This is a genomic window from Sulfitobacter sp. IGS-18, from assembly GCF_059628195.1.
On record NZ_JCAQIH010000002.1, the window covers coordinates 304,452 to 328,222 of the forward strand.

Below are 23,771 nucleotides of genomic sequence, written 5' to 3' on the forward strand. Positions count from 1 at the left end.
TTAAACCAAGGAGAACCACAATGAAGAACATGTTCCGCAAGACATTCTCGGGTCTGGCGCTTGGCGCCGTTCTCACCTTACCGGCGCTGGCACAGGAGGTCCGGATCGCGGTGCAATGCCCCGCCGTACCTGCGTGCTCCGACTGGGTTTATGCCGAAGACTTTGCCGCATCTCTGCGTGAAGGCGGGATGGAAGCAACCGTCTTTGTCGGCGCGAGCCTGGGCAAGGACCCCGAGATCGTCGATCAGCTGTCGCAGGGTCTGCTCCAGTTCGGCGTGACCAATTTCGTGATGATCGCGCAGGTCGATCCGCGCATCCTGGGGTTCCTGGCCCCTTACGTCTTTGACGATTCAGCCCAGTTCTTCCGGGCGACGCAGGACACCGACAGCCCGCTTCTGGACGGGATTCGCGAAAACATGAAAGGACAGGGCGTGATGATCGCGGGCTTGCCGGGCCTTGGCGGTCAGATGGGTCTGTTCAACACGAAAAAGGATGTGGCCTCCGTCGCGGATGTCGAAGGGCTGCGCCTTCGGGCCATTGACGCCACGCAGGTCAAGCTGTTCGAAGCCTGGGGCGCGCAGGGTGTTGTGGTGGACATGCCGGAATTCGCAGGTGCCGTGCAGCAGGGCATCGTGGACGGTTATTTCAACCCGCCCGCCGTCCCGCTGATCTTCAAACATACCGAATTCCTGACCCATTTCACCAATCTCAAGGCCGGCACGCCTTTCCGCGCCGCGCTGATGTCGGCGGATTGGTACGAGGGGCTGGATGAGGCGAGCAAGGCCACCGTCGATGCTGCGATCGAGAAGGCGAACGCCAACAACAAGGAATGGACCTTTGCCGCCGAAAAGAAAGAGATCGAGATGTTGGAAGCTGCAGGCGTGACCGTGACGACGCCTTCGGACGAGGCACTGGAAGAGTTCAAGAACCGGAGCCAGGCCGTCTGGGATGAACTGATGCCGGAAGGCTCGGTCGCCGAGATGCAGACCCTGGCAGACGCATCGCGCGAATGAGGCAAATCGTGAAACTGAGCTCGGGGCTGGATCGCATCTGCCTCGCGCTGGCCAAGGCGGCCCTGGTCGGGATCGCCCTGGTGATCCTGCTGCAGGTGACAGCGCGGTATGGCATGCGCAGCCCCTATGCCTGGACCGAGGAACTGGCCCGCTATCTGATGGTTTGGGGAGGTCTGTTGGGTGCAACCTGCGCATTCCGGCGCGGTCTGGACCCCGTTATCGTATCCGTGACCAGCGCCTCCTCCGCGCGGCACCAGCTTCTGGCCCGGGTGGCCCTGGTGGCGGCCCTGGTGATCTTCCTTGTGCCGGTGCTGCATTATTCCTTCTTCGGCCCCAACCTGAACATCGAGCGCGGCTTTGTCTGGCGTGGCATGGGGCGCAGTTCACCGGGTCTGGGCCTCAACATGGCGCTGTTGGGTTCAGTCATCCCGATCACCTGCGTCGTTCTCCTGATCCATTGCGCCGCCCGGGTCGTGAGCCCGTTCCCGGCACCAAGAGGCGACGCGACATGAGGGTTATTACGGCAAAGGACGTTCTGGGCCGGATCACGGTGGCCGAACTTGTCCCGGTGATGGAAGCCGCGATGAAGGACATCTCGGCGGGCGAAGCGCTGCACCCGCCCCGCTTCGTCGTGCCGATCAACGAGGCCGGACGCATGGGCATGATGTATGGCGCATTGCACAATCCCCCACTGCACGGCGCGAAGGTGCTCAGCCTTTACCCGGATGCGCCGCGCCACGGTTTGTCCAGTCATCAGGGCTTTGTGCTGCTGTTCGAAAGCGAACATGGCCGTCCGGTTGCCGCCATCGAGGCGGACGCGCTGACAGCGCTGCGGACTGCCGCCGTGTCGATGCTCGCCACGCTCAGGCTGGGCCGTGCCGATCCGCGCATTTTCACGATCTGCGGCGCAGGCGAACAGGCAGAGTACCACCTGCGCGGGGCCCTGGAATGTTTCGAACCGTCGGAAATCCGCATCTGGGCCCGCCGTCCGGAGGCCGCCCGGGATTTTGCCGCCCGTTTCCCTGACGCGCCCGTTCCCGTCCGGGTCTGCACCTCGCTTGTCGAGGCGATCACCGGCGCCGATGTGATCACCACAGCGACAGCCGCCCGCTCGGCCTTTCTTGCGGGCGCCGACCTTGAGCCAGGCCAACACCTGAACCTTGTCGGGGCGAGCCTCGCCGACATGCGCGAAGTCGATGACACTGCCGTCGCCCGGATGCTGATGTTCACGGATTCGCTTGACAGCTCTTCACGGGAATCCGGTGAAATCATGGAGGCACGGGCCGCCGGTGCCATCGACGCGGCCTATCAAGTGACTGAGCTTGGCGATGTGCTGGCCGGTGCTGCGACCGGCAGAACATCCGCCACCCAGATCACCGGCTACAAGTCCCATGGATTGATCGTTCAGGACCTCGCGGCGGCCTGGCATATCGCGCAAACACTGGCGTGAGATGTCGGACGTGAATCGCCTCCGGCACCTTGCCGTCAGGCAGCATTGATCCTGCGGCCATGGGTCAACCCGCTGATCTTTTCAACGATCCCGACGCTGTCGATGCCATAGTGCCTGTAAAGGTCGGCAATCGCACCTGTCTGGCCAAAATGCTCGACCCCCAGAGGGATCGTCTTGTGACCCCCGACAGCACCGAGCCAGGACAACGTGGCCGGATGCCCGTCGATGACAGTCACCAGACTGCAATGGGGAGAGAGTTCACCCAGCAACCGCTCCACATGGCTTTGCGCATTTGCCTGCCCGCGTGCCCGCGCGCGCTGCGCAGCGGTCCAGCCGGCGTTCAGCCGATCCGCCGAGGTGACTGCAAGAACGCCGACATCGCGCCGATGTTCGGCCAATTCGCCCGCCGCCTTGATCGCCTCTGATGCGATGACCCCCTGATAGGCGATCACCACCTCGCAGTTTGGCCCCGGAGGCCGCAACCAATAGGCCCCGTCGACCGCGCCCTGCTGCCAAAGGTCATCGGCGCGTTTGCCCGGCTGCTCGATAGGGTTCGTCGAGAGCCGCAGATAGACCGAGCCGCCGGTCTCATCGCGCAGCCATGTGCGTTCGTCGGGGTCGCCTGATCCGTCCTTTTGCAAATAACCAAAGGCCCAAGCCATGATCTCGGCCAGCTCATCGGCAAAGGCGGGTTCAAAGGCGGCCAGACCATCCTGGCTCATCCCGATCAGCGGGGTGCCGATGGACTGATGCGCACCGCCTTCCGGTGCCAGCGTCACGCCGGAGGGGGTGCCAACCACCATGAACCGCGCGTCCTGGTAACAGGCATAGTTCAGCGCATCGAGGCCGCGGGCCACAAAGGGATCATAAAGCGTGCCAATCGGGATCAGGCGCTTGCCAAACAGCGAATGGGACAGGCCCGCAGCCCCCAGCAGCAGGAACAGATTGTTCTCTGCGATACCCAGTTCGATGTGCTGCCCTTCCGGGGTGAATTCCCATTTCGCGGTGGAGGGGATGCGATGTTCGATAAAGGCATCGGTCTGTGCGGTGCGGGCAAAAAGCTTGCGGCGGTTCACCCAGGGGCCCAGATTGGTAGTGCCGGTCACATCCGGCGACATGGTCACGATACGCTCGGCCAGCTTGCTGTCACCCTTGGACAGATCATCCAGAATCTTGCCAAAGGCCATCTGCGTCGAAATTTCCCGCTCGGAAGAAAACTGTATCTCCGGGACAGGCAGCACCGCGTCGTCATAGCGCCTGCGCCCCCGGGCAAAGAACGGCACAGTGTCGAGGAAGGATTGCAGGGCTGCCACATCTTCCACTGCGGCAAACTTCTCCCACTCCTGCCCTTGCGGCACGCCCATATGTGCCTGCCAACCTGCCATCTGGGCCTTGGTCATCAGACCGCCATGGTTGTCCTTGTGTCCGGCAATCGGTGTCCCCCAGCCCTTGATCGTGTAGGCCAGAAAACAGGTGGGCCGGTCGTCGGTGACGCTTGCAAAAACCTCTGCCATGGTGGTCACGCAATTGCCGCCAAGGTTCTCCATCAGCGCGGCAAGCGCCTCGTCGTCACGCTTGTCGAGCAGGCGGGACACGGGCCCCTGATCGCCCAGGTCCTCCATCAGCCGTTTGCGCCAGACCGCACCGCCCTGATAGGTCAGCGCCGAATATTGCTGGTTCGGGCAGGCGTCAATCCAGGCGCGCAGCGCATCGCCACCCTCCTCGGCAAATGCTGCGCGCTGCAGGGCACCGTATTTCACGCGGATCACGTTCCAGCCGAATGCCTCGAAAATCTTTTCTATCCGTTCGAACAGGCCCTCGCGAACCACGCCGTCCAGCGACTGGCGGTTATAGTCGATGATCCACCAGCAATTGCGCAGGTCGTTCTTCCAGCCTTCCTGCAAGGCCTCGTAGATGTTGCCTTCGTCAAGTTCGGCATCGCCCACAAGCGCCACATGCCGACCCTGGGTCAGCTCACCACCCCAGGACTTGGCGGTGATGTAATCCTGAACCAACGCGCCAAAGGCCGTGATCGCCACTCCCAGCCCGACAGAACCGGTGGAATAATCCACATCATCCACGTCCTTGGTGCGGCTGGGATAGCTTTGCACACCCTGAAAGCCGCGAAAGTTCTGCATCTTTTCCAGCGTCTGGTTGCCCATCAGATATTGCATCGCATGAAAGACCGGCGAGGCATGCGGTTTGACCGCCACCCGGTCCTCGGGCCTGAGCGCGGAAAAGTAGAGCGCAGTCATGATCGACACCATCGAAGCCGAGCTTGCCTGATGCCCGCCCACCTTGATCCCGTCCTGTTTCGGGCGGATGTGATTGGCGTGATGGATCATCCAATGCGACAGCCACAGGAGACGATCCTCCAGTATTTTCAACGCGGTGGCTTGTTGTAACATTGTGCTTGCTCCGGGGCGACAGTTCGGGTTGCGTATCCACGCGATATTAGCACCACGGATATGCCGTTTCTCACCTATTATTCATTCGATTATATGCTAGGTTGATCATTATCACCAATATTTGGCTATTCTCCGATGTTATCCACCAAACTGGACAGTTTCGACATCGAAATCCTGCACGAGCTGCAGCGCAACGGGCGTGCCACGATAAACGATCTTGCGGAAAAGATCGGTCTCAGCCCCTCGCCCGTCGCGCGGCGCTTGCGAAACCTTGAAAAGGCGGGGGTGATCTCCGGCTATGCCGCCCTGATCGACGAGGCGGCGCTGGGTTTCGAATTTTCGGTTTTTGTCTCGGTCAAGCTGGACCGTCAGGTCGATGATGCCCTGGCCCGGTTCGAAACCGCTGTGCGCGGTTTTCCCGAAGTCGTTGACTGTTGGCTGATGACAGGCAATCGCGACTACCTCCTGCGCGTCTCGACACGCGGCCCGGCTGATTTCGAGCGGTTTCTGACCGGCAAATTCACCAAGGTTCCCGGCGTCGCCTCCATCGAAAGCTCGATTCCCCTGCGGCGTGTCAAAGCCGGGCTGTCACGCACGCTGGACCGGTAGCAGCCTCAGCGGCGGGTTAGAGCGCCCGACCTTAAACCTGAAACACGAATACCCTGCCGCGCCTGCGGCGCTGCGGGGACATTCGTGACACAGGGTGATTCAGATTTAAGGTCGGGCGCTTTAATCGGCCGAAAGGGCAAAGGCCCAGCTTAGCGCGCGGTTCACCGCCACGGACAATACGGACATATGGGTCTCGCCTGCATAAATCTCGAACCGGGTCGTGACCCCCCGCGCCGAGAGCGCTGCGGCCATCTCTTCCGCAGCGGCGACGGTGCGGGTCCTGGCCTTTTCCGCCATGCGCGTTTCGGCTTCGGGTCCATTGGCCTGAAACGGTGCCAGCGCATCACCTTCCCATTCGCCAGCCGAAAGATGCACCCGCAGTGGCCGACCATCGGCATCAAAGCGTTTCAGATGATCGAGGAGAAAGCTGTCTTCCCAGGTGATTGCCGGGCTGGCCGCGATCCAGCTGGCAAAGGCATCGGGGCGGGTAAACATCAGCCAGAGCGCGAACAACCCGCCAAAGGAATGGCCAAAGAGCGATTGCCGCTGGGGATCGAGCGGGGTCCGGCGCTCGACAAAGCTGCGCACGTCCTCCAGCAAGAACCGTGCCATCTCGGCGCCGCCGCCGGTCCTGACCTTGGGGCCATCGGGGGTGAAGGGCGGATAGACCTGCCCCGGTGGCGGCCCGAGGTCCCAGCTGCGGCGAAAGGAATCGTAAGCGTCGTCGGTCGGATAACCCACTGCAATCAAAACGCCCCAGCCAAGGTTGGTGCCAGTGGGCCAGAAGGCCTGCGCGCGCATCGCATCTACGGCTGTGCCAATCACGGCATTGCCATCCAGCAGCCATAGCGCCGGCCAGCCCGAGGCGGGTGCTTTGCCGGGTGGCACCCAAAGGAACAGGCGACGGATATCGCCTGTCACGCGGTCCCTCAGATCAAACCATCGTGTCCCGCCTGATATGGCCAGACCTTCTGCCACTACATTCTGCATCATGCTAAAGCTCCTGAGGTTGAAGGGGGGTCCGGCGGCGCAACGGTATGTCCGGCCAGACCCTTGCTATTCGCGTGGATAAACAACGGGTTTTCGAAAGACGGGGTCGCGGGCCACTTCCGCCTGCAAATCATAGAGCGCTGCAACCGTATCCGGTGTGATCACCTGCTCTGCCGGTCCCGCGCAGACCAGCTGGCCGTCGCGCAGCCCCAGCAGATGATCGCAGAACCGCCCTGCAAGGGTCAGCTCGTGCAGCACCATGACAATGCTGCGCTGGCGTTCGTCCGCAAGCTGGCGCAGCAGGCGCAACAGCGACAACTGATGCTGCAAGTCCAGAAAAGCAGTGGGTTCGTCCAGCAGGATCACCGGCGTGTCCTGCGCCAAGGCCAGGGCCAGCCAGACCCGCTGCCGCTGCCCGCCCGACAGGGCGCTCAGGCGGGTGGCGCGCAGATCGGACAGGCCCGTCGCGGCCAGCGCGCTTTCGATGGCATCATGATCCGCGTCAGACAAAGGACGGAACGCCTTGCGCCAGGGTGTGCGCCCTTTGGCGACCAGCCCGGCCACGCTCATATCCGGCACCAGCGGCGGGTTCTGCGGCAGATAGGCGATGCTTTGCGCGCGTTCGCGCGCACCCTGGTCTGTCAGCGGATGGCCCTGAAATTCAATCTGCCCCGCATCAGGGTGCTGTATGCCCGCAAGACACCGCAGCAGGGTGGATTTGCCACAGCCATTCGGGCCAACAATCCCGGTCAGCCCGCCCTTGGGCAAAGCGACGGAAAAACTGTCATAGACAGGGCGGTTCCCAAGACGCAGCGACAGGTCTTCGACGTTGAAAAGAGGATCATTCATGCCCGGGCCTCCTGCCGGTCGCGCCACAGAAAGAAGATCAGATAGGGGGCACCGATCACGCCCATGACCAGACCCGTGGGAAAGACGGCAAAGGGGGTAATCAGGCGCGCCATCAGATCCGCCGCCACCAGCAAACAGGCGCCGGTCAGCGCGGCGGGCCATACGGCCGGTGCTTCGGCGCCGCTGATCGCGCGCGCCAATGGGGCTGCGACAAAGGCCACGTAACCGATGGGACCAACGGCCAACGTGCTGGCCGCTGTCAGCGCGGTGACAAGGCCCAGCACCAGAACCCGCATCCGCGACAGATCAACCCCGAGTGACGCCATCACGTCATCGCCCAGCCACAGCAATCCCAGCCGGTGCGCGCGCAGGGCAACCAGCGCCCCGCCTGCCAGCAACACCAGCCAGACCCAGCCCGCCGTCGCCAGATCGGCACGCGCCAGCGACCCTGAAAGCCAGATCATCGCGCGGGCGGCCTTGGCATCCGGTGCCAGCACCAAAAGAACCGTCGTGGCCGCCGCCGCCGTGGCACCGATCCCGATGCCGAAGAGCACAAAGGCCAGCGCCCCGCGCCCCTGTGCCAACAGTGCCACGCAAACCACCGCAAGCGCCGCGCCACTGGCCGCCCCCGCCAGCAAAGGTAGATCCAGCAACAGCGCGATGGCAAAACCAAGCCCCGCCCCCTGCGTCAGCCCGATGATATCCGGCGTCGCCAGCGGATTGCGCGTCAGCCCCTGCATCAGCGCACCCGCCATTCCCAGCGCCATGCCGGCCCCGACCGCAATCAGCAGGCGCGGCAGGCGCAACCCGTAGATCAGGAAATCCTGCCGGTCCAACAGCCCCTGCACCAACGCCGAGGGGCCAAGCCAATTGCGCCCGCCCGCCAGCGCCAGCCAGACCAGCACCAGCAGCAAGGTGGGCAGCAAAACGGCCCGCCTCATGTCCGCACCCCTGCGCCGCGCGGCAGCAGCCGGGTCAGCACCATAACCAGCCCGACACCTCCGAACATGGCCAGGATCAGACCGGCATCAATCTCGCCCGGGCGCACGATCACCCGCCCCGCCACATCGCTGGCCATCAAAACCGCCGCGCCCAGTGGAACGCAATAGCCATAGGCCCGCCGCAACTCGGGCCCCGCCAACCCGCGCGCGACAAAGGGCACCAGCAGCCCCAGAAAGGCAATCGGCCCGACGATGGCCACGGAAGCCCCCGACAAAACCGTGACCAGTGCCAGCGTCAGCGAGATGGTCACCCGTGGGTTACGCCCCAGGCTGTGGCTTTGATCCGCGCCCAGCGTCAGCAGCGCCAGCCTGTTGCACAGGAAGATGCCTGCAACCAGAGCGCCACAGATGGTCAACAGGGGCACAGCTTCGCCCCGTGACACAGGCGGTATCGCCCCTGAAATCCAGTGCAGATAGCGCGCCTGCGATTGCGCATCGGTCAGGATCAGCATCATCGCCAGCGACAGGCACAATGCTTCGATGGCAAGCCCGGCCAAAGGCAGGCGCAACGCGATGCCTTCGCCGCCCAACCCGGCGTCACCACCCGCCAACAACCACAGCGCCAGCCCGGCCAGCCCGGCCCCCGCTATGGCGGAGACCATGATCAGCCCTGCACCGACCTGGGGCAGAAACTGCGCCGTTGCGACAGCCATCAACGCCGCCCCCGCATTGATGCCGGTGATGCCGGGATCTGCCAGCGGATTGCCCGTCAGGCTTTGCAGCATCAGCCCCGACACCGCCAGCGCTGCGCCGACGGTCATTGCACAGAGGGCGCGACACCCGCGTCCCGACAGCAATCCACTGTCCCCGTGCAGCAAGGCCTCAGCCGACAACCGTGCCGTGCCGAACCGCAAGGCGCAGATAAGCGCCAGCGCAAAAACGCTCCACAACAGCAGGTTCATATACAGGGGGCGCAGCGGGGCCATGGTTTTCCATCAACATCAGAGGGTGTTGGCGGGCACAGGGCTGGCTGTGCTGCAGATAGCCCCGGAAACCCTGCTCCTGCAACCCCTGCCATCGGCTTGACAGCGCAACGGCGCCCATGGAATGTCCGCGCACCCAGCAGACGCCAGGTGCCAAGCATCCCGACCCAAGGAGAGTTTGATGCGCGCCGTACTGCTGTTTTGCCTGTTCATGATGTCCGTGCCTGCCCTGGCAGAGCCGGTCCAGATCATCCACCGTTTCGGCACCACCCGCATTGACGCGCCGCCGCAGCGGATCGTCTCGGTTGGCTATCACGAGCAGGATTTTCTCTATGCTCTGGGCCTTGCGCCCGTGGGGGTGCACGAATGGTTCGGCGCGCGCCCCTTTGCCACATGGGTCTGGGCGGATGCCGCGCGCAAGGCTGTCGGTGCAGCGCCGCAGGTGCAGCGCGGGTTCGAGATTGATCTGGAATGGGTCTGGCAATTGCAGCCCGATCTGATCGTGGCCAGCTTTGCACCCATGGACGCAGCCACCTATGCGCAACTGTCGCGCATCGCGCCCGTGGTTGGCCCGCCGGAAGGGTTCCCCGACTGGGGCGCGCCCTGGCAGGAAGAACTGCGCCTGATTGCCCGCGCCACGGGCCGAGAGGACCGCGCCGAAACGGTGATTGCCGATGTTGACGCCGTATTGGCCGACACCCGCGCCCAATTCCCGGCCTTTGACGGGGCCAGCGTGGCGGTGGCCCATGTCGCGGGCACCAAGCTGGTGGGATATGGCCCTGCAGACGGCGCCAACCGCTTCATGGCCGATCTGGGGTTTGAGATACCTGCGGAATTCGAAACCCTGGCAAGTGCGGCAGGCAATTTTTCGGTCAGCCTTGAACGGATCGACCTGTTTGATCGCAATCTGGCCCTGTGGCTGGGCGATACAGCGGGGCGCGAACTGATCGAGGCGCTGCCTGCCTATCAGGCCAGCGCGCTTGCCCAAGCGGGCCGCTCGGTCTGGGCGGACGAGGACGAAACCGGCGCGATGAGCTTTCAGACACCGCTGTCGATCCCCTGGGCCGCACAGCGCCTTGCCCCGAAACTTCAACGCGCGCTGCAAGGGGGAAAAGCGGATTGACACCCGCAATCAGAGCCGTAGGTTGCGCCCACCCAGGTCACTCCCAGGTGAGTGCTGATCTCTTCATCAGCATATCCCGCATGACACATGCGCCGCTTGACAGGACCCGAGATGACAGATTTCCCCGCCCCCCGTTTCCCCCGCATATCGCTGAATGGCATTCTGGCAGGCTGCACGGCGCTGACCTGCATTGCATTGGCGGCGCAGACCGCGCAGGCGCAGGATGGCGATGCGGTGAAATTGCCCTCTATCCTGTTACGTTACGAACTGGATTACTCGGGCCGGGTAGACGGATATCTGGCGCCTGCCACCGAAACCGGCGTGAAATCCGGCGTGCCGCTCAGCGAAGTTCCCCAGTCGATATCCGTTGTCACCTCGACCGAGCTTGAGACCCGCGCACCCGACGAGGTCGAAGACGCAATTGCCTATGTCCCGGGGATCAACCCCTCAACCTGGGGCACCGACGACCGGTTCGATCAGTTTTCGATCCGTGGCTTCGACATGGGCACAAATGCACTCTACCGCGACGGGCTGCCGCAGAAGGCGCTGAGCTTTTCGGGCTTTACGACCGATCCCTTCATGATCGACCGGGTCGACGTGCTGCGCGGCCCGGCTGGTGTTCTGTACGGGTCGAACGATGCCGGCGGCATGGTCAATCTGGTGACCAAACGGCCGGTCTTTGACCGCCTGGCGGAAGGGCGGCTGAGCTATGGCAGCAATAACACTGCCGAGGCCGGTTTCGACTGGTCCGATACAATCAGCGCCGATGGCACCATGGCCGCGCGCGTCACCGGCCTGCTGCGCAACGGCGAAACCGAGATCGACGGTTCGGACAATGACCGCGCGTTCCTGGCGGGCGGGTTCACCTGGGCGCCGTCGGATAACACCACCCTCACCCTGCTGGGCCACGTACAGCAGGACGCCAGGACACCGCTGATCTTCTCGCCAATCGCGGGAGAAGACTTTGACCCCGCCTTTGGCTCGCTGCCCGCTGATTTTGCCTATCGGCAATCGGACTACAACCACTTCGAGACCACCCAGGAATCACTTGGCTGGGAGTTGAGCCATCAGTTTGGAGAAGGCTTCCTCTTTAACCAACGCGTCCGTTTCGCCCATCAGACCACCGATTACGCACATCTTGATTACAGCTATGCGGATGCCGCGGGCCTGCACTATTACGCGTTCCGGAATGACGAAGACGCCAGGACCTTTGGCATCGACAACAACGTGAAATGGGACAGCCAGCTGTTCGGGGCGGACAACAGCCTGATTGCCGGCGTCGACTATCAATACAGCCGCGCCAATGTCACACAATTCTACGATGGCACCATCTATACCCTGCCCTACGGCAATCCGGTCTTTGACTTTCCCGTGGCCGATCCGGCATTGTCGTCGCGCGACCGCAGTGTTTACGAAGAAACCGGCGTCTACCTTCAGGACCACATGAAGTTTGCCAATGGCACCGCGCTTACCGCCGGGCTGCGCTACAGCCGGTTCGAAAACGAAGCCACCGACCTGTTGTCCGGCACCACCAGCAGCCAAAGCGACAGCGCGGCAACAGGCATGATCGGCATCACCCACGAATTCGCCAACGGGTTGACGCCCTATCTGGGCTATTCCGAAGGCTTTATCCAGAACGTCGGCACAACGATTACCGGCCAGACCCTGGATCCATCGAAAAGCCGGCAGTGGGAAGCAGGTCTGCGCTATCAACCGACGAACGATCTTATGTTCAGCGCCTCTGTCTATGATCTGCGCAAGACAAATGTGAAAGATTACGACCTTTCAGACCCGACCTTCTCAAGCTTTACACAGGTGGGCGAAGTCCGCTCCAAAGGGCTTGAGCTTGAAGCACGGGGCCGGCTGGCTGCCCATACCCAGGGCATTCTGAGCTATAGCTACCTCGACTCGGAAATCACCAGGTCTTCGGACCCGTCCAAGCTCGGTAATGCCAATGCGATGGCCCCGATGCATCAGCTGTCGCTCTGGCTGGATTACGATGCTTCGGCGCTTGTTCAGGGTCTGAGCCTTGGCGCGGGTATCCGCTATGTTTCGGAGTCCTACTCGACACAGAACAACCTGCGGATCACACCCAGCCATACCGTGGCGGACATGGCGGTGACCTATGCCACACGAAACTTTGACATCAACCTGAACATCAGCAACCTGTTTGACCGTGACTACTTTGGCGTCTGCTATGACGGCTATGGCTGTGCCAAAGGTGAGGGCCGGGCGATCAAGGTTTCAATCAGCCGACAGTTCTGAGTTCGATGGCGCAGGGCCGGGCCGTTGACCCCGGCCCGCCTCCGGATGCTTTCATGACCGCGACCTGCCCTGAGCATACCAGGTCAATCTGTTGGCCAGGATGCCGACCGAGACATGCAGGATCACGGTCAGACATGCGAGCACGATAAGACTGGCAAACATCAGGTCAATCTTCGCCCGGCCATTGGCAAGCAGCATCAAATAGCCAAGCCCCCGGGAGGCCCCGACCCATTCGCCGATCACCGCCCCGATCGGCGCATAGACCGCGGCAAGCCGCAGACCGGTGCCAAGGCTGGGAAGCGCTTGGGGAACCTGAATGTGCCGCATGAAATGCCAGGTGCCGGCGCGCATCGAAACCGACAGATCGCGGTATCCGGCATCTATGCGCGTCAGCCCGTCATGGAAGGCGGAGGTGACAGGAAAGTAGATGATCAGCACCGCCATGACGATTTTCGATCCCATGCCATAACCGAACCAGAGCGTCAGCAAGGGGGCCAGTGCAAAAACCGGCACGGCCTGGGTGAAGACAAGAATGGGCAGCATCAGCCGTTCGGCGGTCTTTGAGATCGCCAGCTGGATGGCTGTTGCAACACCAAGTACCGTGCCGATCAGCAACCCAAGCATGACCTCGATTGCCGTGATCCAGGCATTTTCGGCGATTATCACACGGCTCCTGTATGCGGCCTGTGCGACCCGCCAGGGCGACGGCAGGATGAAACGGGGGGCGCCGGTGGCAATGACCAGCACCTGCCACAGGCCCAGCCCGATCACCAGGGCCAGCAAGGTATCGCGCAGCTTCATGCGGCCATACCCCGCAAATGGGCGAGCAACCGGGCCTGACAGGCGAGCGTTTCGGCGGCGTTGATCTCTCTCAATGCGGCAGTTGCAGGGGGAGGCCAGTTTTGCGTCCCTTGCGCCGACATGACGGTAATCTGATCCGCCAGACGGGCGGCCTCGGCGGGATCATGGGTAATCAGCAAAACGGTGCGGCCCCTGAGAGCCCGATTTAAAACTAATTGAGTGAGTTCAGCAGGTTGTGCTTCTGTTCGGTTGCAAAGCTGAACGGAGATCACGATGGCCTGGACCGAACTCACCCGACGCCAACATGCCCGAGTGGGCGCCAAGTATGCAAGCGATCTGACAGACCCCGAATGGGCACTGATCGCGCCATTCATGCCAGCACCCAAGTCCACGGGCAGACCCCGCACGACAAGCTTGCGCGACGTGTTCGACGCGATCCTCTACATGGCGACGACCGGGTGCCAGTGGCGGATGCTGCCGAACGACTTTCCGGCGGTATCGACTGTGCGGAGCTATTTCTATACTTGGCGCAACGACGGTTTTCTCGATGAGATGAACCGCAAGCTGGTTGAAGCCACGCGGCTGGCGGAGGGTCGTAAAGCCCGGCCAACGGCGGGGGTTATCGATAGTCAGAGTATAAAAACCACGGAAAGCGGCGGTGTTAGCGGATATGATGCCGGAAAGAGGGTTAAGGGTCGCAAGCGCCATATCGTCACTGACACAACCGGATTGCTCGTCGGGCTCGAGGTCCACAGCGCTGGAATTCAGGACCGTGACGGCGCGCCGGATGTGCTGAAAGCCGTCGCCGCGCGCTATCCCATGCTGCGTCATATATTTGCCGATGGAGGTTATGCCGGTCCCAAACTGCGAGACGCTCTGAAGGCCATTGGGCGATGGACCGTGCAGATCGTCAAGCGTTCCGACACGGCGCAGGGCTTCGAGGTCCTGCCGCGCCGTTGGGTCGTGGAACGTACTCTCGCCTGGCTGGGCCGATGCCGCCGGCTGTCAAAGGATTGGGAAAAATCCATCGCCAGCGCAGAGGCGTGGATCACCGTCGCCCATATTCGACGTGTCACACGCCATCTCGCAAGGGATTAATAATGCTCAGATAGTTTTGAATCAGACTCTGAGAACCTCGGCCGCCAGTTCCTGCATGTCGGCGCGTGTGCCGGCATCAAGCGCCGAAAACGGCTCGTCCAGAAAGACGATGGGCCGATCCTCGAACAAGCTGCGCGCGAGGGCCGCGCGTTGCCGCATCCCGCCGGACAGGGAGGCGGGTTTCTGGCCTGCATGGTCTGACAGCCCGACCCGGTGCAGAAGATCGCGGGCACGCCCGATGTTCGGGGCCGTGCCCCGCAACCGCGCGCCGATACAGACATTGTCCAGCACCGACAGCCAGGGCAGCAACAGATCCGACTGCGCCATATAGCTGATACGCCCTGCCAATGGCATGCCATCCGTGGCCGCAATTGAGCCGTTGAATGTGCCGCCCGTCTCAAGATCGAGGATCAGCCGCAGGATCGTCGATTTGCCAACACCCGACCGACCCAAAAGACAGGTCCATTGTGCACCGGGGATCTGCAGGTCGGTGTCAAACAGAACCCGGTCACCGATCCGGTGCTGGCCCTTCAACATGATCCCCGGTGCCTTGGTCATGCGCCGTCCAGACCCATTTGCCAGAACCCGACTTCCAGTTTTGTCGCCTTGGTAAACCGGTCCTGCAGTGCCGCGGTCCGCGGCGATTGGGGCAGATCACCGACCCGGCGCGCCACGGCAGCGTCGATCATCGCGCCAACCCTGGCGCATACCGCCTGATACTCGGGGTCCGCATAGGTTGCGATCCATGCGGCATAGGGTGTGTCCGGGGCTTTGCTGCCCGCCAAGCGCAAGCCGATTTCACCGTAGCCCATGACACAAGGGGCCAATGCCGCCATGAGGTCCAGAAAGTCGCCCTGAACGCCGGCATCCATCACAAAGCGGGTGTAGGCCAGATTTTCGACAGCTTCCGGCGCGGCAAACAAGGTGGCCTCGTCAATCCCTTCTGCCGCGCAAGTCTCAACATGCAGCGACATCTCGTGATTGACCAATGCGTCAACCGTGCGGGCGCAGATTTTCATTTCCTCAAGCGTTTCCGCTTTGACCACAGCCAGCGACCACGCGCGGGCATAATGGACCAGATACACGTAATCCTGGATCAGGTAATGGAGGAACGCGGTACGCGGCAGGGTGCCATCGCCCAGGCCCTCGACGAATGCGTGATGCGTGTACGCCTGCCACGCAGCAGCGCTCCCCGCGCGCCAATGCGCGAATGTCTTGCCATAATCCGGTGCCATCAGTTCGCCGTCACGTCGATGGCGATGCTGGACACGGGGTTTTGCGACGGGATCAGCCCGGCCTCATGCAAGAAGGCCTCGAACCTGGCATAACGACCCTCATCCATGGCTGTTGGGCGCAGGGCAAAACGTGGCAATGTATCAACCCAGGCCCTGGCGTTCAGTTCGTCCTGCAGCTCGGCCGAGGTGCCGGAAAAGATTTCCCAGCTCTTCTCGGGATTGTTCACCATGTACTGCGTCGCCTTTTCGGTCGCGGCCAGAAAGCGGGCAATCCTGTCTTTGTCCATCGTCTCGGAGTTGGCGACGTAGATAAGCTCATCGTAGGAAGGAAGGCCTTCTTCCTCGACGAAAAAGCAATTGCCCCCGACGCCTTCGATTTCCATCTGATTGAGTTCAAAGTTGCGATAGGCACCGATGACCGCATCGACCTGACCAGACATCAGGGAGGGGGACATCGACCAGTTTACATTGACCATTTCCACATCTTCCAGGGACAGCCCATGGTGGCGCAGGATTGTCCCCAGCACCGCCTCTTCGACCCCGCCGACGGAATAACCAACCTTTTTGCCTGCCAGGTCAGCAGGGGTCCGGATCGGCCCGTCCGCGAGGGTCAGAAGGCAGTTCAGCGGTGTGGCGACCAGGGTGCCGACCCGTTGCAACGGCAGGCCTTCATGTATCTGCAGGTGAAGCTGCGGTTGATAGGACACCGCCAGATCGGCCTGTCCGGCAGCCACCAGCTTTGGCGGATCGGACGGATCGGCTGGGGCGATGATTGCAACTTCTAGATCCTGTTCCGCGAAATATCCCAGTTCCTGTGCCAGAATGATCGGTCCGTGATCTGGATTGATGAACCAATCGAGCAGCACACTCATCTCATCGGCGGCCATCAGGGGAGAGGCCGCAAAGGAAAGAGCGGCAGTCAAATGGGTCAGTTTCATATCGGTTATCTTCCTGTTGGCGGGCTGTCGCCCATTGCGATTAAGGTGATGTCGCCGCCCCAATAGGAGCGAAGAAGACGGGCGGCCTGCCAGGCGCGCAAACCGGTTCGGCAGGCAAAGATCGCGCGCTGACCGGCGGTTGGCGTTGGCCGTTGATCGGCGAATTGCGCCACGGTGAGGCGCCGCGCATCTGTGGTGACCGGGATCACGGCTTCATCCTTGCTGCGCAGTTCGACAACAAAGTCGCCGCCGGTCACCTCGGAGGCGGCGACGAAGGTGAAATCCGCTACAGGGTCCGGTGCGGTGTCAAACCGGAACCCGCTGGATCGGAAATTCTGCATGTCAAAGCGGATCAGCTGGCCCAATGGGGATGGTTTCTGGCCGATCAGATATGCCAGGGCCATCTGTGCCTGAGCGGCCCCGATCATGCCGACAACGGGGCCCATGACCCCGGCTGTGGCACAACTTTCCGCGCGGTCAGGCAGGTCAGGAAACACGGCGCGCAAGGAGGGTGCCGTTTGGCAAAAGCCGCCCACATAGCCGCCCAGTCGCAAGACAGATGCGCTGATCAGGGGGACGCCCAGTGCCTTGCAGGTATCTGACAGGATATAGCTGGTGGCAAAACTGTCGGCGCAATCCAGAACAAGCGTGGCCTGGGACACCAGTGAAGCCGCATTCGTGGGGTCCAGCGGAGCCACGACAGTGTCGATTGCGCAGGCCCCGTTCAACGCCCGCAGGGTTCCGGCGGCGACAGAGGCCTTGGCCCGACCGACATCCGCCTCGCGGAACAGGGTCTGCCGGTGGAGGTTGGACAGCGAAACCAGGTCACCATCCACCAGGGTCAGCCGCCCCACGCCCGCGCCAGCCAGATATTGCAGTACCGGCGCCCCCAGGCCGCCGACACCCACCACAAGGACATGCCCAGCCTGGATTGCCCCCTGCCCCGCAAGACCCACTTCGGGCAGGCAGATCTGACGCGCATATCGGCTCATCTTGTCGCCCTCAACCAGGCGCGGACACGCTCCTCGGGGTTTTCGTTCAAGGTGATGTCGGTGACAGCGGCGACCACATCGGCGCCTGCCTCGAATGCCCCCGGCGCGCGGTCGACCGACATGCCGCCGATTGCGATCAAGGGCGTCTTCCCGATCAGCCCGCGCCAGGTGGTCAGCTTTGCAAGACCCTGTTCATGCCATTTCATTTTCTTCAGGATCGTCGGATAGATCGGACCCAGGGCGATATAATCAGGGGCCAGCGCCATCGCGCGCGCCAGCTCTGCCCTGTCATGGGTGCTGATCCCCAGCCGCAGCTTTGCGGCGCGGATGGCAGCCATATCAGCGCCATCCAGGTCTTCCTGCCCCAGGTGGATGTAATCGCAACCGGCATCAATTGCGGCCTGCCAGTAATCGTTGACGATCAAGGTGCAGCCATGCTCCACACAGATCCGTTTCGCACGCTGGATATGGTCGCCTATCACATCCGGCGCTGCGTCCTTGATCCGCAATTGCACCAGTTTGATGCCAAGCGGAACAAGCCGTTCAATCCAATCCGCACTGTCGAAAATCGGATAAAAGCGATCCAATGTCATTCGAGGAACGCCTTTCCGATTACCGGGGTCGACGGGGCCGCCATGTCACGCGGGCCCATCGGGTCGGCGGCATGGGCCAGCTGTCCGGCCCGGATCGCACTTGCAAAAGCCTCTGCCATGGCGGCGGGGTCACCTGCCTTGGCCACGGCTGTGTTCAGCAGAACAGCGTCAAAGCCCATCTCCATCGCGGCGGCGGCATGGGACGGCAGGCCAAGGCCCGCATCAATGACCAATGGCACATCCGGGAAATGGGCGCGCATGGCGCGCAGGCCAAAGACATTGTTCAGCCCGAGCCCCGACCCGATCGGCGCACCCCACGGCATCAGCACCTCGCAACCCGCGTGCAACAGCCTGTCGGCCACGACCAGATCCTCCGTGGTATAGGGAAACACCTGAAACCCGTCCTCGGACAGAATGCGCGCGGCCTCGACAAGGCCAAAGACATCGGGCTGCAAGGTGTCTTCTTCGCCAATGACTTCCAGCTTGATCCACCTGGTATCAAACACTTCACGCGCCATATGTGCAGTTGTCACCGCCTCTTTGACACTGTGGCACCCGGCGGTATTGGGCAGGATGTGCACACCAAGTTGGCGAATGAGCTGCCAGAAGTCCTGACCGGCGCGGTCCTGACCGGTTTCACGGCGCAACGACACGGTCGCCACGCCGGCGCCGCTGCGTTTGAAGGCATCCGCCAGGATTGCAGGGGACGGATATTGTGCGGTCCCCAGCATCAGGCCATTGGGCAATGTCGTGCCGTAAAATTCCGACATGGCCTAGCCCCCCTGCATCGGGGCAAGGACCTCAACCGCATCGCCCGGCGAAAGCGCATGATCCGGGCGGGCCGGTGCGGGCACAAATTCGCCGTTTACGGCAGTGGCAACTTTGGCATCGCCAAAGCCTTCGGCCAAAAGCAGATCGGCCAGGGTCGCAACCTGCGCGTCGATCGGGGCTCCGTTAAGCAGCAGTTTCATCCATCACCTCAGGCGTTTTGTTGTCAATGATCAGATCGGCCACCATCCGCGCCAGCGCCGGGGCCAAAAGAAAGCCGTGCCGGAACAGGCCGTTGGCCCGGATCAGGTTTCCGTTGCGCCGGATGCGGGGCAGGTTGTCGGGAAAGGCAGGACGGCTATCAACGCCGATTTCCAGCACCTCGGCCTCCCCGAAGGCGGGGTTCAGCGCATAGGCGGCGCTGAGCAATTCCAGCAAGGCACGTGCGGTAACATACTTGCCTGCCTGCCCTTCGATCATCGTCGCACCCAGCATGAAAACACCGTCGCCACGGGGCACCAGATACAGCGGAACCCGGGGATGCAGCAGCCGGATCGGGCGCGATATGCTGACATCGGGGCAGGACAGAACCAGCATTTCGCCTTTGACACCGCGCAGGTCACCCAGTCTGTCCCTGGCCTGAAATCCCCGGCAATCAATGGTCAGGCCGCGTTGTGCATATCTGTCGGGGTCGGCATCTTCCTGAACAAATACCGCACCATCCGCCAGGAGACTGGCGCGCAACCGGGCAAGTGCGCGGCGGGGGGCAAGATGGGCTTCGCTCTCAAAGAACAATCCCTTGGTAAATCTTCCGCCCAGATCGGGTTCCAGGTCTGAAATCTCTGCTCCGCTCACCTGGCGAAATCCGGTGGTGCGCCGGGCGAAGCGGGCAAGATCGGCTGTGTCGCGCATCGACGATACAACAAGCGAGCCGCACCGGTGGACCGCGCCGGTCTTGGCCTCCCACCAGTCTGCGGCTTCGCGTCCCAGCCTGACAACGGGTTCCTCGGCGCTTTCGCCTTCGCAGAACGGGGCAAGCATGCCGCCCGCCCACCAGGAACAGGCATGGGGGCCGATGTCGTTGTGCCGGTCCACCAAGACGACACCGACCCCGCAATCCAGCAGTGTCCGCGCGACGCAAAGACCGGCAACGCCGCCCCCTATGATCGTGACTTCGGTCATTTCCATTGACCATGGAAGTGATGAACGGGGCCATGACCCTTTCCGATGTGCAGGGTATCGGCGGCCCTGATCGCCGCATGAAGATATCCGTGCGCCGCTTTCACGGCATCCTCAAGGTCGCGCCCCTGTGCAAGATAGGCTGCAATCGCGGCGGAATAGGTGCATCCCGTACCATGGGTGTTGCGCGTGTCGATCCGGGGCGCGGCAAACGTCGCGACCAGGCCGCTTTCATTGACCAGCACATCGGTGCAGGTGCCGCCAACGCCATGCCCGCCTTTCATCAATACGTTCCTTGGCCCCAACCCGACCAGCCGTTGCCCTTGTTGCACCATCTCTTCGAGCGTGGTGGCGGCGGTTGTGCCCAGCAACCGCGCGGCCTCCGGCAAATTCGGGGTGAGCAGGCCAGCCTGTGGCAGGATCTGCGTGATCAGGGCCGCCACGGCGGCATCCTGCAACAGCGCATCACCCGATTTCGCGATCATCACCGGATCAACGACACTCAACCCGTCGAACACAGCCAGGCGTTCCGCGGTGGCCGCAACGATCGGTACGGAGAACAACATCCCCAGTTTGATCACATCGACATCCAGATCCGACAGGACCGCGTCGATCTGCGCGGCAACAACATCGGCGGGGATCTCATGCACCGCTGTCACGCCTGTTGTGTTCTGGGCGGTCACCGCGGTGATGACACTCGCGCCATAGGCCCCGGTTGCCGAGATCGCCTTGATGTCCGCCTGAATGCCGGCGCCGCCGCCACTGTCAGAGCCGGCAATGGTCAGGACAATCGGTGTGTGGTTCGTCACGGGCACGTCTCCAGGGTACGGGCGTGCCAACGCAAGAATGAGTTTTGTGCGATCTGTTTCGCACAATCTACCCGTTCCCTACGCCGGTATGACCCGGATCAGGTTCGACGGGTCGGTGCATGCACCTCTCAGCCCGGATGGGCCCCCCGACGGATGATTTCGTTATCGCTTCGTCGTCGCTGACGCGCGAAGCAATGCAATTCTGTGACATGGGTAGGACAGGATGTCGCGAACTTCAACAGCCGATTTTCCGGCCCCTCAGATCGCCGCGCACGGCACTTCAGCGCCCGCGCGCACCGGCCCGAAGCAACGTATCGCGCAGCACATCGAAAAACGCGCGCAGGTGGGGCTGGCGCAGGGTCTGGGGGCGGGTGACCAGAAACACATCCATCGGCGGCAGGTCTGCCGCGCCGAAAGGCTGCACCAGACGCGCCGCCAGCAGATCAGGCAGAACCGCCACACCGTATCCGCTGGCGCAGGCCTGAAGCTGGGCCGAAAAGGAGGAGACCCGGAAACGCGAGGATACGAAGCCTGCTGCCCGTGCCGCGCGCAGATGGGGGGTCTGATCAAAGGGCGGCGAAAGGTCGATCATCGCGGCATCGCCCGGCCCGGCATTGGAAGGCAGGCGGCTGGCATATTCGGCCGCGCAATAGACGCCATAGGAAAGTGACGCGACCTTGTTGTAAATCAGCGATGGTTCGCCCAGGTGAATGGTGCGGACCGCGATATCGACACTGCCGCGCGCGACCTTTGTCAGGGTCGCATCCACCAAAAGATCGACACTGCATCGCGGATGCAGATCGATATAGCGGTCAATTGCCTGCGTCAGCACGGGCACGAAGCCGTCGCCTGCTGTGACCGTCACACCGCCGGACAATTCGCCGTTGCTGCTGACGGTCTGTTGTTGCAGATCGCGTTCAAGCCGCTCTGCAGTGGCGGTCAAAGCGGCCCCCCTTGCGGTCAGACGCAGGCCCTCGACGCTGCGCTCGACCACGGGTTCGCCGATCTCTTCCTCCAGCCGGGTGATGCGCCGCGACAGAGTCGAGGCCGCCATGCCCAGAACCTGGCCTGCCTGCAGGAAACTGCCCCGCCGCGAGATGGCCAGAAGTACGCGAAGATCATCCCAATCGGTCATGGTTCATTTTGCATGCACGCAAAACGATTGTCCATTGCTGTGTGTTCTTGGAATGCGCTGCCCGTCGTAGATTGGACCAGCAAAGGAGACACAGATGCTAATCCCATTCAATTTTACCGACCGCGCCACCAAGGCATTCAACACACGTGACCTTGACGCGCTGCTTGCCTTGATGTCGGAAGATTTCCACTTCGTCGATCCGATGACCGAAACCCGTGGCCGCGAGGAGACCCGCATACGCGAACAGGCCTTGTTCGATGCCTTTCCCGATGTGAAGGTCCAGATGTCACCCGTTGTCTGGAACAACCGGCATCTGGCAATGACCGCCGAGTTCACCGGCACCTTCACAGGGCCTTTCGCCATGGGGGGTCACATGATCCAGCCAAGCGGTAAGCCCTTCCGGTTCCGCTTTGCCGGGTTCTTCACCTTCAACGATGAACATGCGACCCACGAAGAGGTGTTTTACGACCGTATTGCCCTGATGCAGGCCCTTGGCCAGGACCTGGGCTGAGATGGTTGGACGCGACACAAAAGTTGCCTTCGTCACCGGGGCGACCGGGCTCTTGGGCAACAATCTGGTCCGCGCGCTGCTGGCAGAGGGGGTTCAGGTGCGGGGCCTGGCCCGCTCGGCCGGGAAGGCGCGGCAGCAATTCGGGGCGTTGGAGGGGCTCGACATCGTCGAAGGCGACATGCAGGACATACCGGGGTTCGCCGGGGCCCTGGCAGGCTGCGACACGCTGTTCCACACCGCGGCTTATTTCCGCGACAGCTACTACGGCGGCAGGCACTGGGAGATGCTGAAGGCGATCAACGTCGATGCGACCGGGCAGCTTCTGACGGCGGCGCATGAGGCCGGTATCCGCCAGATCGTGCACACCAGTTCCATTGCTGTGGTGGACGGCAAAAAGGGACAGGTGGTGGACGAAACCATGAAACGGCCCGCCAAGGGTGCGGATGATTATTACCGGTCCAAGATCCTGTCGGACCAGATTGTCATGGAACATCTTGAGAATCATGCCGACACTTTCGGCGTTTTCGTCATGCCCGGCTGGATGCACGGACCGGGTGACCGGGGGCCAACTGCGGCAGGGCAATTCACCCTGGACTTCATGCAGGGCAAGCTGCCCGGCATCCCGCCTGCCACCTTTGCCTTTGTCGATGCGCGCGACGTGGCCCAGGCCGAGATCCGCGCGCTGCGGCAAGGCCGCAGGGGCGAGCATTATCTGGCCGCCGGGCGACATGTGGCGATGGCAGAGCTGATGCAGCTTTACGAAAAGACCACCGGCGTCGCCGCGCCAAAGCGGCGGATTCCGGCAGCCGCCCTCTGGCTGATCGCGGGGCTTCAAGAGGGTGTGGCCCGCCTGACCGGTCGCCCCGCGCTGCTGAGCCTCGCTGCGGTGCGCAACATGCGCAAGGAATTTGACCACAGCCGTTTTGATCCGGCCAAGTCGCGCTCGGAACTGGGGCTGTCGTTCCGCCCGATGGCGCAGACCATTGCCGACGAAGTCGCCTGGTACCGGGACAATGGCATGTTGCCTGCCGGTTCCGGGCGCGCGCACCGGGCATGAACGGGCGCACCCGGAACACGGCTG

The 23,771-nt window shown here is 62.4% G+C and carries 24 protein-coding genes, 1 pseudogene and 1 riboswitch; of the genes and pseudogenes, 9 read left to right on the plus strand and 16 right to left on the minus strand.

Features of this window, described 5'->3' with window-relative positions:
- The first annotated feature begins 20 nt into the window (after nt 1-20).
- The 3 genes from ACWNZ3_RS19565 to ACWNZ3_RS19575 are packed head-to-tail and all read left to right on the plus strand — an operon-like array spanning nt 21 to nt 2,463.
- On the plus strand, nt 21-1,013 hold the full coding sequence (locus ACWNZ3_RS19565) for a TRAP transporter substrate-binding protein (protein ID WP_496901960.1): 993 nt from the start codon (nt 21-23) through the stop codon (nt 1,011-1,013).
- An 8-nt stretch (nt 1,014-1,021) separates the two neighbouring features.
- Nucleotides 1,022-1,525 (plus strand): TRAP transporter small permease, encoded by a 504-nt coding sequence (locus ACWNZ3_RS19570; protein ID WP_496901961.1) that lies wholly within the window; start codon nt 1,022-1,024, stop codon nt 1,523-1,525.
- Nucleotides 1,522-2,463, plus strand: coding sequence for an ornithine cyclodeaminase family protein (locus ACWNZ3_RS19575; RefSeq protein ID WP_496901962.1), 942 nt, complete (start codon nt 1,522-1,524; stop codon nt 2,461-2,463). The genes ACWNZ3_RS19570 and ACWNZ3_RS19575 overlap by 4 nt, the downstream gene beginning before the upstream one ends.
- 35 nt (nt 2,464-2,498) lie before the next feature.
- Here the strand turns inward: ACWNZ3_RS19575 and ACWNZ3_RS19580 are convergent, their stop codons facing one another.
- Nucleotides 2,499-4,871 carry a thiamine pyrophosphate-binding protein gene (locus ACWNZ3_RS19580; protein WP_496901963.1) on the minus strand — a complete coding sequence of 791 codons (2,373 nt, stop codon included), beginning with the start codon at nt 4,869-4,871 and terminating at the stop codon, nt 2,499-2,501.
- Nucleotides 4,872-5,006: 135 nt separating this feature from the next.
- Between ACWNZ3_RS19580 and ACWNZ3_RS19585 the strand changes: the two genes are divergently transcribed.
- Nucleotides 5,007-5,480, plus strand: coding sequence for an Lrp/AsnC family transcriptional regulator (locus ACWNZ3_RS19585; RefSeq protein ID WP_496901964.1), 474 nt, complete (start codon nt 5,007-5,009; stop codon nt 5,478-5,480).
- Nucleotides 5,481-5,600: 120 nt separating this feature from the next.
- On the opposite strand, the gene ACWNZ3_RS19590 is transcribed toward ACWNZ3_RS19585, so the two are convergent.
- From ACWNZ3_RS19590 to ACWNZ3_RS19605, 4 genes are all read right to left on the minus strand, one after another.
- Entirely contained in the window at nt 5,601-6,473 is an 873-nt protein-coding gene (locus ACWNZ3_RS19590) for an alpha/beta hydrolase (protein ID WP_496901965.1), read from the minus strand.
- A 63-nt stretch (nt 6,474-6,536) separates the two neighbouring features.
- Entirely contained in the window at nt 6,537-7,319 is a 783-nt protein-coding gene (locus ACWNZ3_RS19595) for an ABC transporter ATP-binding protein (RefSeq protein WP_496901966.1), read from the minus strand.
- A complete protein-coding gene (locus ACWNZ3_RS19600) occupies nt 7,316-8,260 on the minus strand; it encodes a FecCD family ABC transporter permease (protein ID WP_496901967.1) in 945 nt (314 codons plus the stop codon). The genes ACWNZ3_RS19595 and ACWNZ3_RS19600 overlap by 4 nt, the downstream gene beginning before the upstream one ends.
- Nucleotides 8,257-9,246: a FecCD family ABC transporter permease gene (locus ACWNZ3_RS19605; protein WP_496901968.1), complete on the minus strand. Its 990-nt coding sequence runs from the start codon at nt 9,244-9,246 to the stop codon at nt 8,257-8,259. Before ACWNZ3_RS19605 ends, ACWNZ3_RS19600 begins: the two co-directional genes overlap by 4 nt.
- A gap of 178 nt (nt 9,247-9,424) precedes the next feature.
- On the opposite strand from ACWNZ3_RS19605, the gene ACWNZ3_RS19610 reads away from it, so the two are divergent.
- On the plus strand, nt 9,425-10,366 hold the full coding sequence (locus tag ACWNZ3_RS19610) for an ABC transporter substrate-binding protein (RefSeq protein WP_496901969.1): 942 nt from the start codon (nt 9,425-9,427) through the stop codon (nt 10,364-10,366).
- 111 nt (nt 10,367-10,477) lie between these two features.
- Nucleotides 10,478-12,631, plus strand: coding sequence for a TonB-dependent siderophore receptor (locus ACWNZ3_RS19615; protein WP_496901970.1), 2,154 nt, complete (start codon nt 10,478-10,480; stop codon nt 12,629-12,631).
- 51 nt (nt 12,632-12,682) lie between these two features.
- On the opposite strand, the gene ACWNZ3_RS19620 is transcribed toward ACWNZ3_RS19615, so the two are convergent.
- Nucleotides 12,683-13,432 (minus strand): ABC transporter permease, encoded by a 750-nt coding sequence (locus ACWNZ3_RS19620; protein WP_496901972.1) that lies wholly within the window; start codon nt 13,430-13,432, stop codon nt 12,683-12,685.
- Nucleotides 13,433-13,705: 273 nt separating this feature from the next.
- Here ACWNZ3_RS19620 and ACWNZ3_RS19625 point away from each other — a divergent pair, with 273 nt between their 5' ends.
- Nucleotides 13,706-14,530, plus strand: coding sequence for an IS5 family transposase (locus ACWNZ3_RS19625; protein ID WP_067290280.1), 825 nt, complete (start codon nt 13,706-13,708; stop codon nt 14,528-14,530).
- 30 nt (nt 14,531-14,560) lie between these two features.
- Here the strand turns inward: ACWNZ3_RS19625 and ACWNZ3_RS19630 are convergent.
- The 10 genes and pseudogenes from ACWNZ3_RS19630 to ACWNZ3_RS19675 form a co-directional block, all read right to left on the minus strand.
- A pseudogene (locus tag ACWNZ3_RS19630) lies at nt 14,561-15,088 on the minus strand (ATP-binding cassette domain-containing protein); the annotation flags it as partial.
- On the minus strand, nt 15,085-15,765 hold the full coding sequence (gene tenA / locus ACWNZ3_RS19635) for a thiaminase II (protein WP_496901974.1): 681 nt from the start codon (nt 15,763-15,765) through the stop codon (nt 15,085-15,087). The gene tenA and the pseudogene ACWNZ3_RS19630, both read right to left, overlap by 4 nt.
- Nucleotides 15,765-16,703 carry an ABC transporter substrate-binding protein gene (locus tag ACWNZ3_RS19640; RefSeq protein WP_269360546.1) on the minus strand — a complete coding sequence of 313 codons (939 nt, stop codon included), beginning with the start codon at nt 16,701-16,703 and terminating at the stop codon, nt 15,765-15,767. Before ACWNZ3_RS19640 ends, tenA begins: the two co-directional genes overlap by 1 nt.
- Nucleotides 16,704-16,708: 5 nt before the next feature.
- The gene (locus ACWNZ3_RS19645; RefSeq protein ID WP_496901976.1) at nt 16,709-17,695 is read right to left on the minus strand and encodes a HesA/MoeB/ThiF family protein; all 987 of its coding nucleotides are present in this window, start codon (nt 17,693-17,695) and stop codon (nt 16,709-16,711) included.
- Nucleotides 17,692-18,288 carry a thiamine phosphate synthase gene (locus ACWNZ3_RS19650; protein WP_496901978.1) on the minus strand — a complete coding sequence of 199 codons (597 nt, stop codon included), beginning with the start codon at nt 18,286-18,288 and terminating at the stop codon, nt 17,692-17,694. Before ACWNZ3_RS19650 ends, ACWNZ3_RS19645 begins: the two co-directional genes overlap by 4 nt.
- Nucleotides 18,285-19,058: a thiazole synthase gene (locus tag ACWNZ3_RS19655; protein WP_269360543.1), complete on the minus strand. Its 774-nt coding sequence runs from the start codon at nt 19,056-19,058 to the stop codon at nt 18,285-18,287. Before ACWNZ3_RS19655 ends, ACWNZ3_RS19650 begins: the two co-directional genes overlap by 4 nt.
- Nucleotides 19,059-19,061: 3 nt before the next feature.
- On the minus strand, nt 19,062-19,259 hold the full coding sequence (gene thiS, locus ACWNZ3_RS19660) for a sulfur carrier protein ThiS (protein WP_067298097.1): 198 nt from the start codon (nt 19,257-19,259) through the stop codon (nt 19,062-19,064).
- Complete coding sequence (locus ACWNZ3_RS19665; RefSeq protein WP_496901979.1) at nt 19,243-20,238, minus strand: FAD-dependent oxidoreductase; 996 nt, start codon at nt 20,236-20,238, stop codon at nt 19,243-19,245. Before ACWNZ3_RS19665 ends, thiS begins: the two co-directional genes overlap by 17 nt.
- Complete coding sequence (gene thiD, locus ACWNZ3_RS19670) at nt 20,235-21,044, minus strand: bifunctional hydroxymethylpyrimidine kinase/phosphomethylpyrimidine kinase (protein ID WP_496901980.1); 810 nt, start codon at nt 21,042-21,044, stop codon at nt 20,235-20,237. The genes ACWNZ3_RS19665 and thiD overlap by 4 nt, the downstream gene beginning before the upstream one ends.
- Before the next feature lie 58 nt (nt 21,045-21,102).
- Nucleotides 21,103-21,203, minus strand: a riboswitch (TPP riboswitch).
- Nucleotides 21,204-21,324: 121 nt separating this feature from the next.
- The gene (locus tag ACWNZ3_RS19675) at nt 21,325-22,179 is read right to left on the minus strand and encodes a LysR family transcriptional regulator (protein ID WP_496901981.1); all 855 of its coding nucleotides are present in this window, start codon (nt 22,177-22,179) and stop codon (nt 21,325-21,327) included.
- A 94-nt stretch (nt 22,180-22,273) separates the two neighbouring features.
- On the opposite strand from ACWNZ3_RS19675, the gene ACWNZ3_RS19680 reads away from it, so the two are divergent.
- Together ACWNZ3_RS19680 and ACWNZ3_RS19685 are read left to right on the plus strand one after the other, a co-directional pair.
- The gene (locus tag ACWNZ3_RS19680) at nt 22,274-22,690 is read left to right on the plus strand and encodes an ester cyclase (protein ID WP_496901982.1); all 417 of its coding nucleotides are present in this window, start codon (nt 22,274-22,276) and stop codon (nt 22,688-22,690) included.
- A 1-nt stretch (nt 22,691) separates the two neighbouring features.
- A complete protein-coding gene (locus ACWNZ3_RS19685; protein WP_496901983.1) occupies nt 22,692-23,747 on the plus strand; it encodes an SDR family oxidoreductase in 1,056 nt (351 codons plus the stop codon).
- The last annotated feature ends 24 nt before the right edge of the window (nt 23,748-23,771 follow it).

Bases quoted from the DNA above. Each gene is read 5' to 3' on its own strand.
- ACWNZ3_RS19655 (WP_269360543.1), bottom strand. From the start codon at position 19,058: ATGTCGGAATTTTACGGCACGACATTGCCCAATGGCCTGATGCTGGGG.
- ACWNZ3_RS19580 (WP_496901963.1), bottom strand. From the start codon at position 4,871: ATGTTACAACAAGCCACCGCGTTGAAAATACTGGAGGATCGTCTCCTG.
- ACWNZ3_RS19585 (WP_496901964.1), top strand. From the start codon at position 5,007: ATGTTATCCACCAAACTGGACAGTTTCGACATCGAAATCCTGCACGAG.
- ACWNZ3_RS19675 (WP_496901981.1), bottom strand. From the start codon at position 22,179: ATGACCGATTGGGATGATCTTCGCGTACTTCTGGCCATCTCGCGGCGG.
- tenA (WP_496901974.1), bottom strand. From the start codon at position 15,765: ATGGCACCGGATTATGGCAAGACATTCGCGCATTGGCGCGCGGGGAGC.
- ACWNZ3_RS19600 (WP_496901967.1), bottom strand. From the start codon at position 8,260: ATGAGGCGGGCCGTTTTGCTGCCCACCTTGCTGCTGGTGCTGGTCTGG.
- thiS (WP_067298097.1), bottom strand. From the start codon at position 19,259: ATGAAACTGCTGCTTAACGGAGCCCCGATCGACGCGCAGGTTGCGACC.
- ACWNZ3_RS19590 (WP_496901965.1), bottom strand. From the start codon at position 6,473: ATGATGCAGAATGTAGTGGCAGAAGGTCTGGCCATATCAGGCGGGACA.
- ACWNZ3_RS19620 (WP_496901972.1), bottom strand. From the start codon at position 13,432: ATGAAGCTGCGCGATACCTTGCTGGCCCTGGTGATCGGGCTGGGCCTG.
- ACWNZ3_RS19640 (WP_269360546.1), bottom strand. From the start codon at position 16,703: ATGAAACTGACCCATTTGACTGCCGCTCTTTCCTTTGCGGCCTCTCCC.
- ACWNZ3_RS19575 (WP_496901962.1), top strand. From the start codon at position 1,522: ATGAGGGTTATTACGGCAAAGGACGTTCTGGGCCGGATCACGGTGGCC.
- ACWNZ3_RS19605 (WP_496901968.1), bottom strand. From the start codon at position 9,246: ATGGCCCCGCTGCGCCCCCTGTATATGAACCTGCTGTTGTGGAGCGTT.
- ACWNZ3_RS19685 (WP_496901983.1), top strand. From the start codon at position 22,692: ATGGTTGGACGCGACACAAAAGTTGCCTTCGTCACCGGGGCGACCGGG.
- ACWNZ3_RS19650 (WP_496901978.1), bottom strand. From the start codon at position 18,288: ATGACATTGGATCGCTTTTATCCGATTTTCGACAGTGCGGATTGGATT.
- ACWNZ3_RS19625 (WP_067290280.1), top strand. From the start codon at position 13,706: ATGGCCTGGACCGAACTCACCCGACGCCAACATGCCCGAGTGGGCGCC.
- ACWNZ3_RS19645 (WP_496901976.1), bottom strand. From the start codon at position 17,695: ATGAGCCGATATGCGCGTCAGATCTGCCTGCCCGAAGTGGGTCTTGCG.
- ACWNZ3_RS19680 (WP_496901982.1), top strand. From the start codon at position 22,274: ATGCTAATCCCATTCAATTTTACCGACCGCGCCACCAAGGCATTCAAC.
- ACWNZ3_RS19595 (WP_496901966.1), bottom strand. From the start codon at position 7,319: ATGAATGATCCTCTTTTCAACGTCGAAGACCTGTCGCTGCGTCTTGGG.
- ACWNZ3_RS19565 (WP_496901960.1), top strand. From the start codon at position 21: ATGAAGAACATGTTCCGCAAGACATTCTCGGGTCTGGCGCTTGGCGCC.
- ACWNZ3_RS19610 (WP_496901969.1), top strand. From the start codon at position 9,425: ATGCGCGCCGTACTGCTGTTTTGCCTGTTCATGATGTCCGTGCCTGCC.
- ACWNZ3_RS19615 (WP_496901970.1), top strand. From the start codon at position 10,478: ATGACAGATTTCCCCGCCCCCCGTTTCCCCCGCATATCGCTGAATGGC.
- ACWNZ3_RS19665 (WP_496901979.1), bottom strand. From the start codon at position 20,238: ATGACCGAAGTCACGATCATAGGGGGCGGCGTTGCCGGTCTTTGCGTC.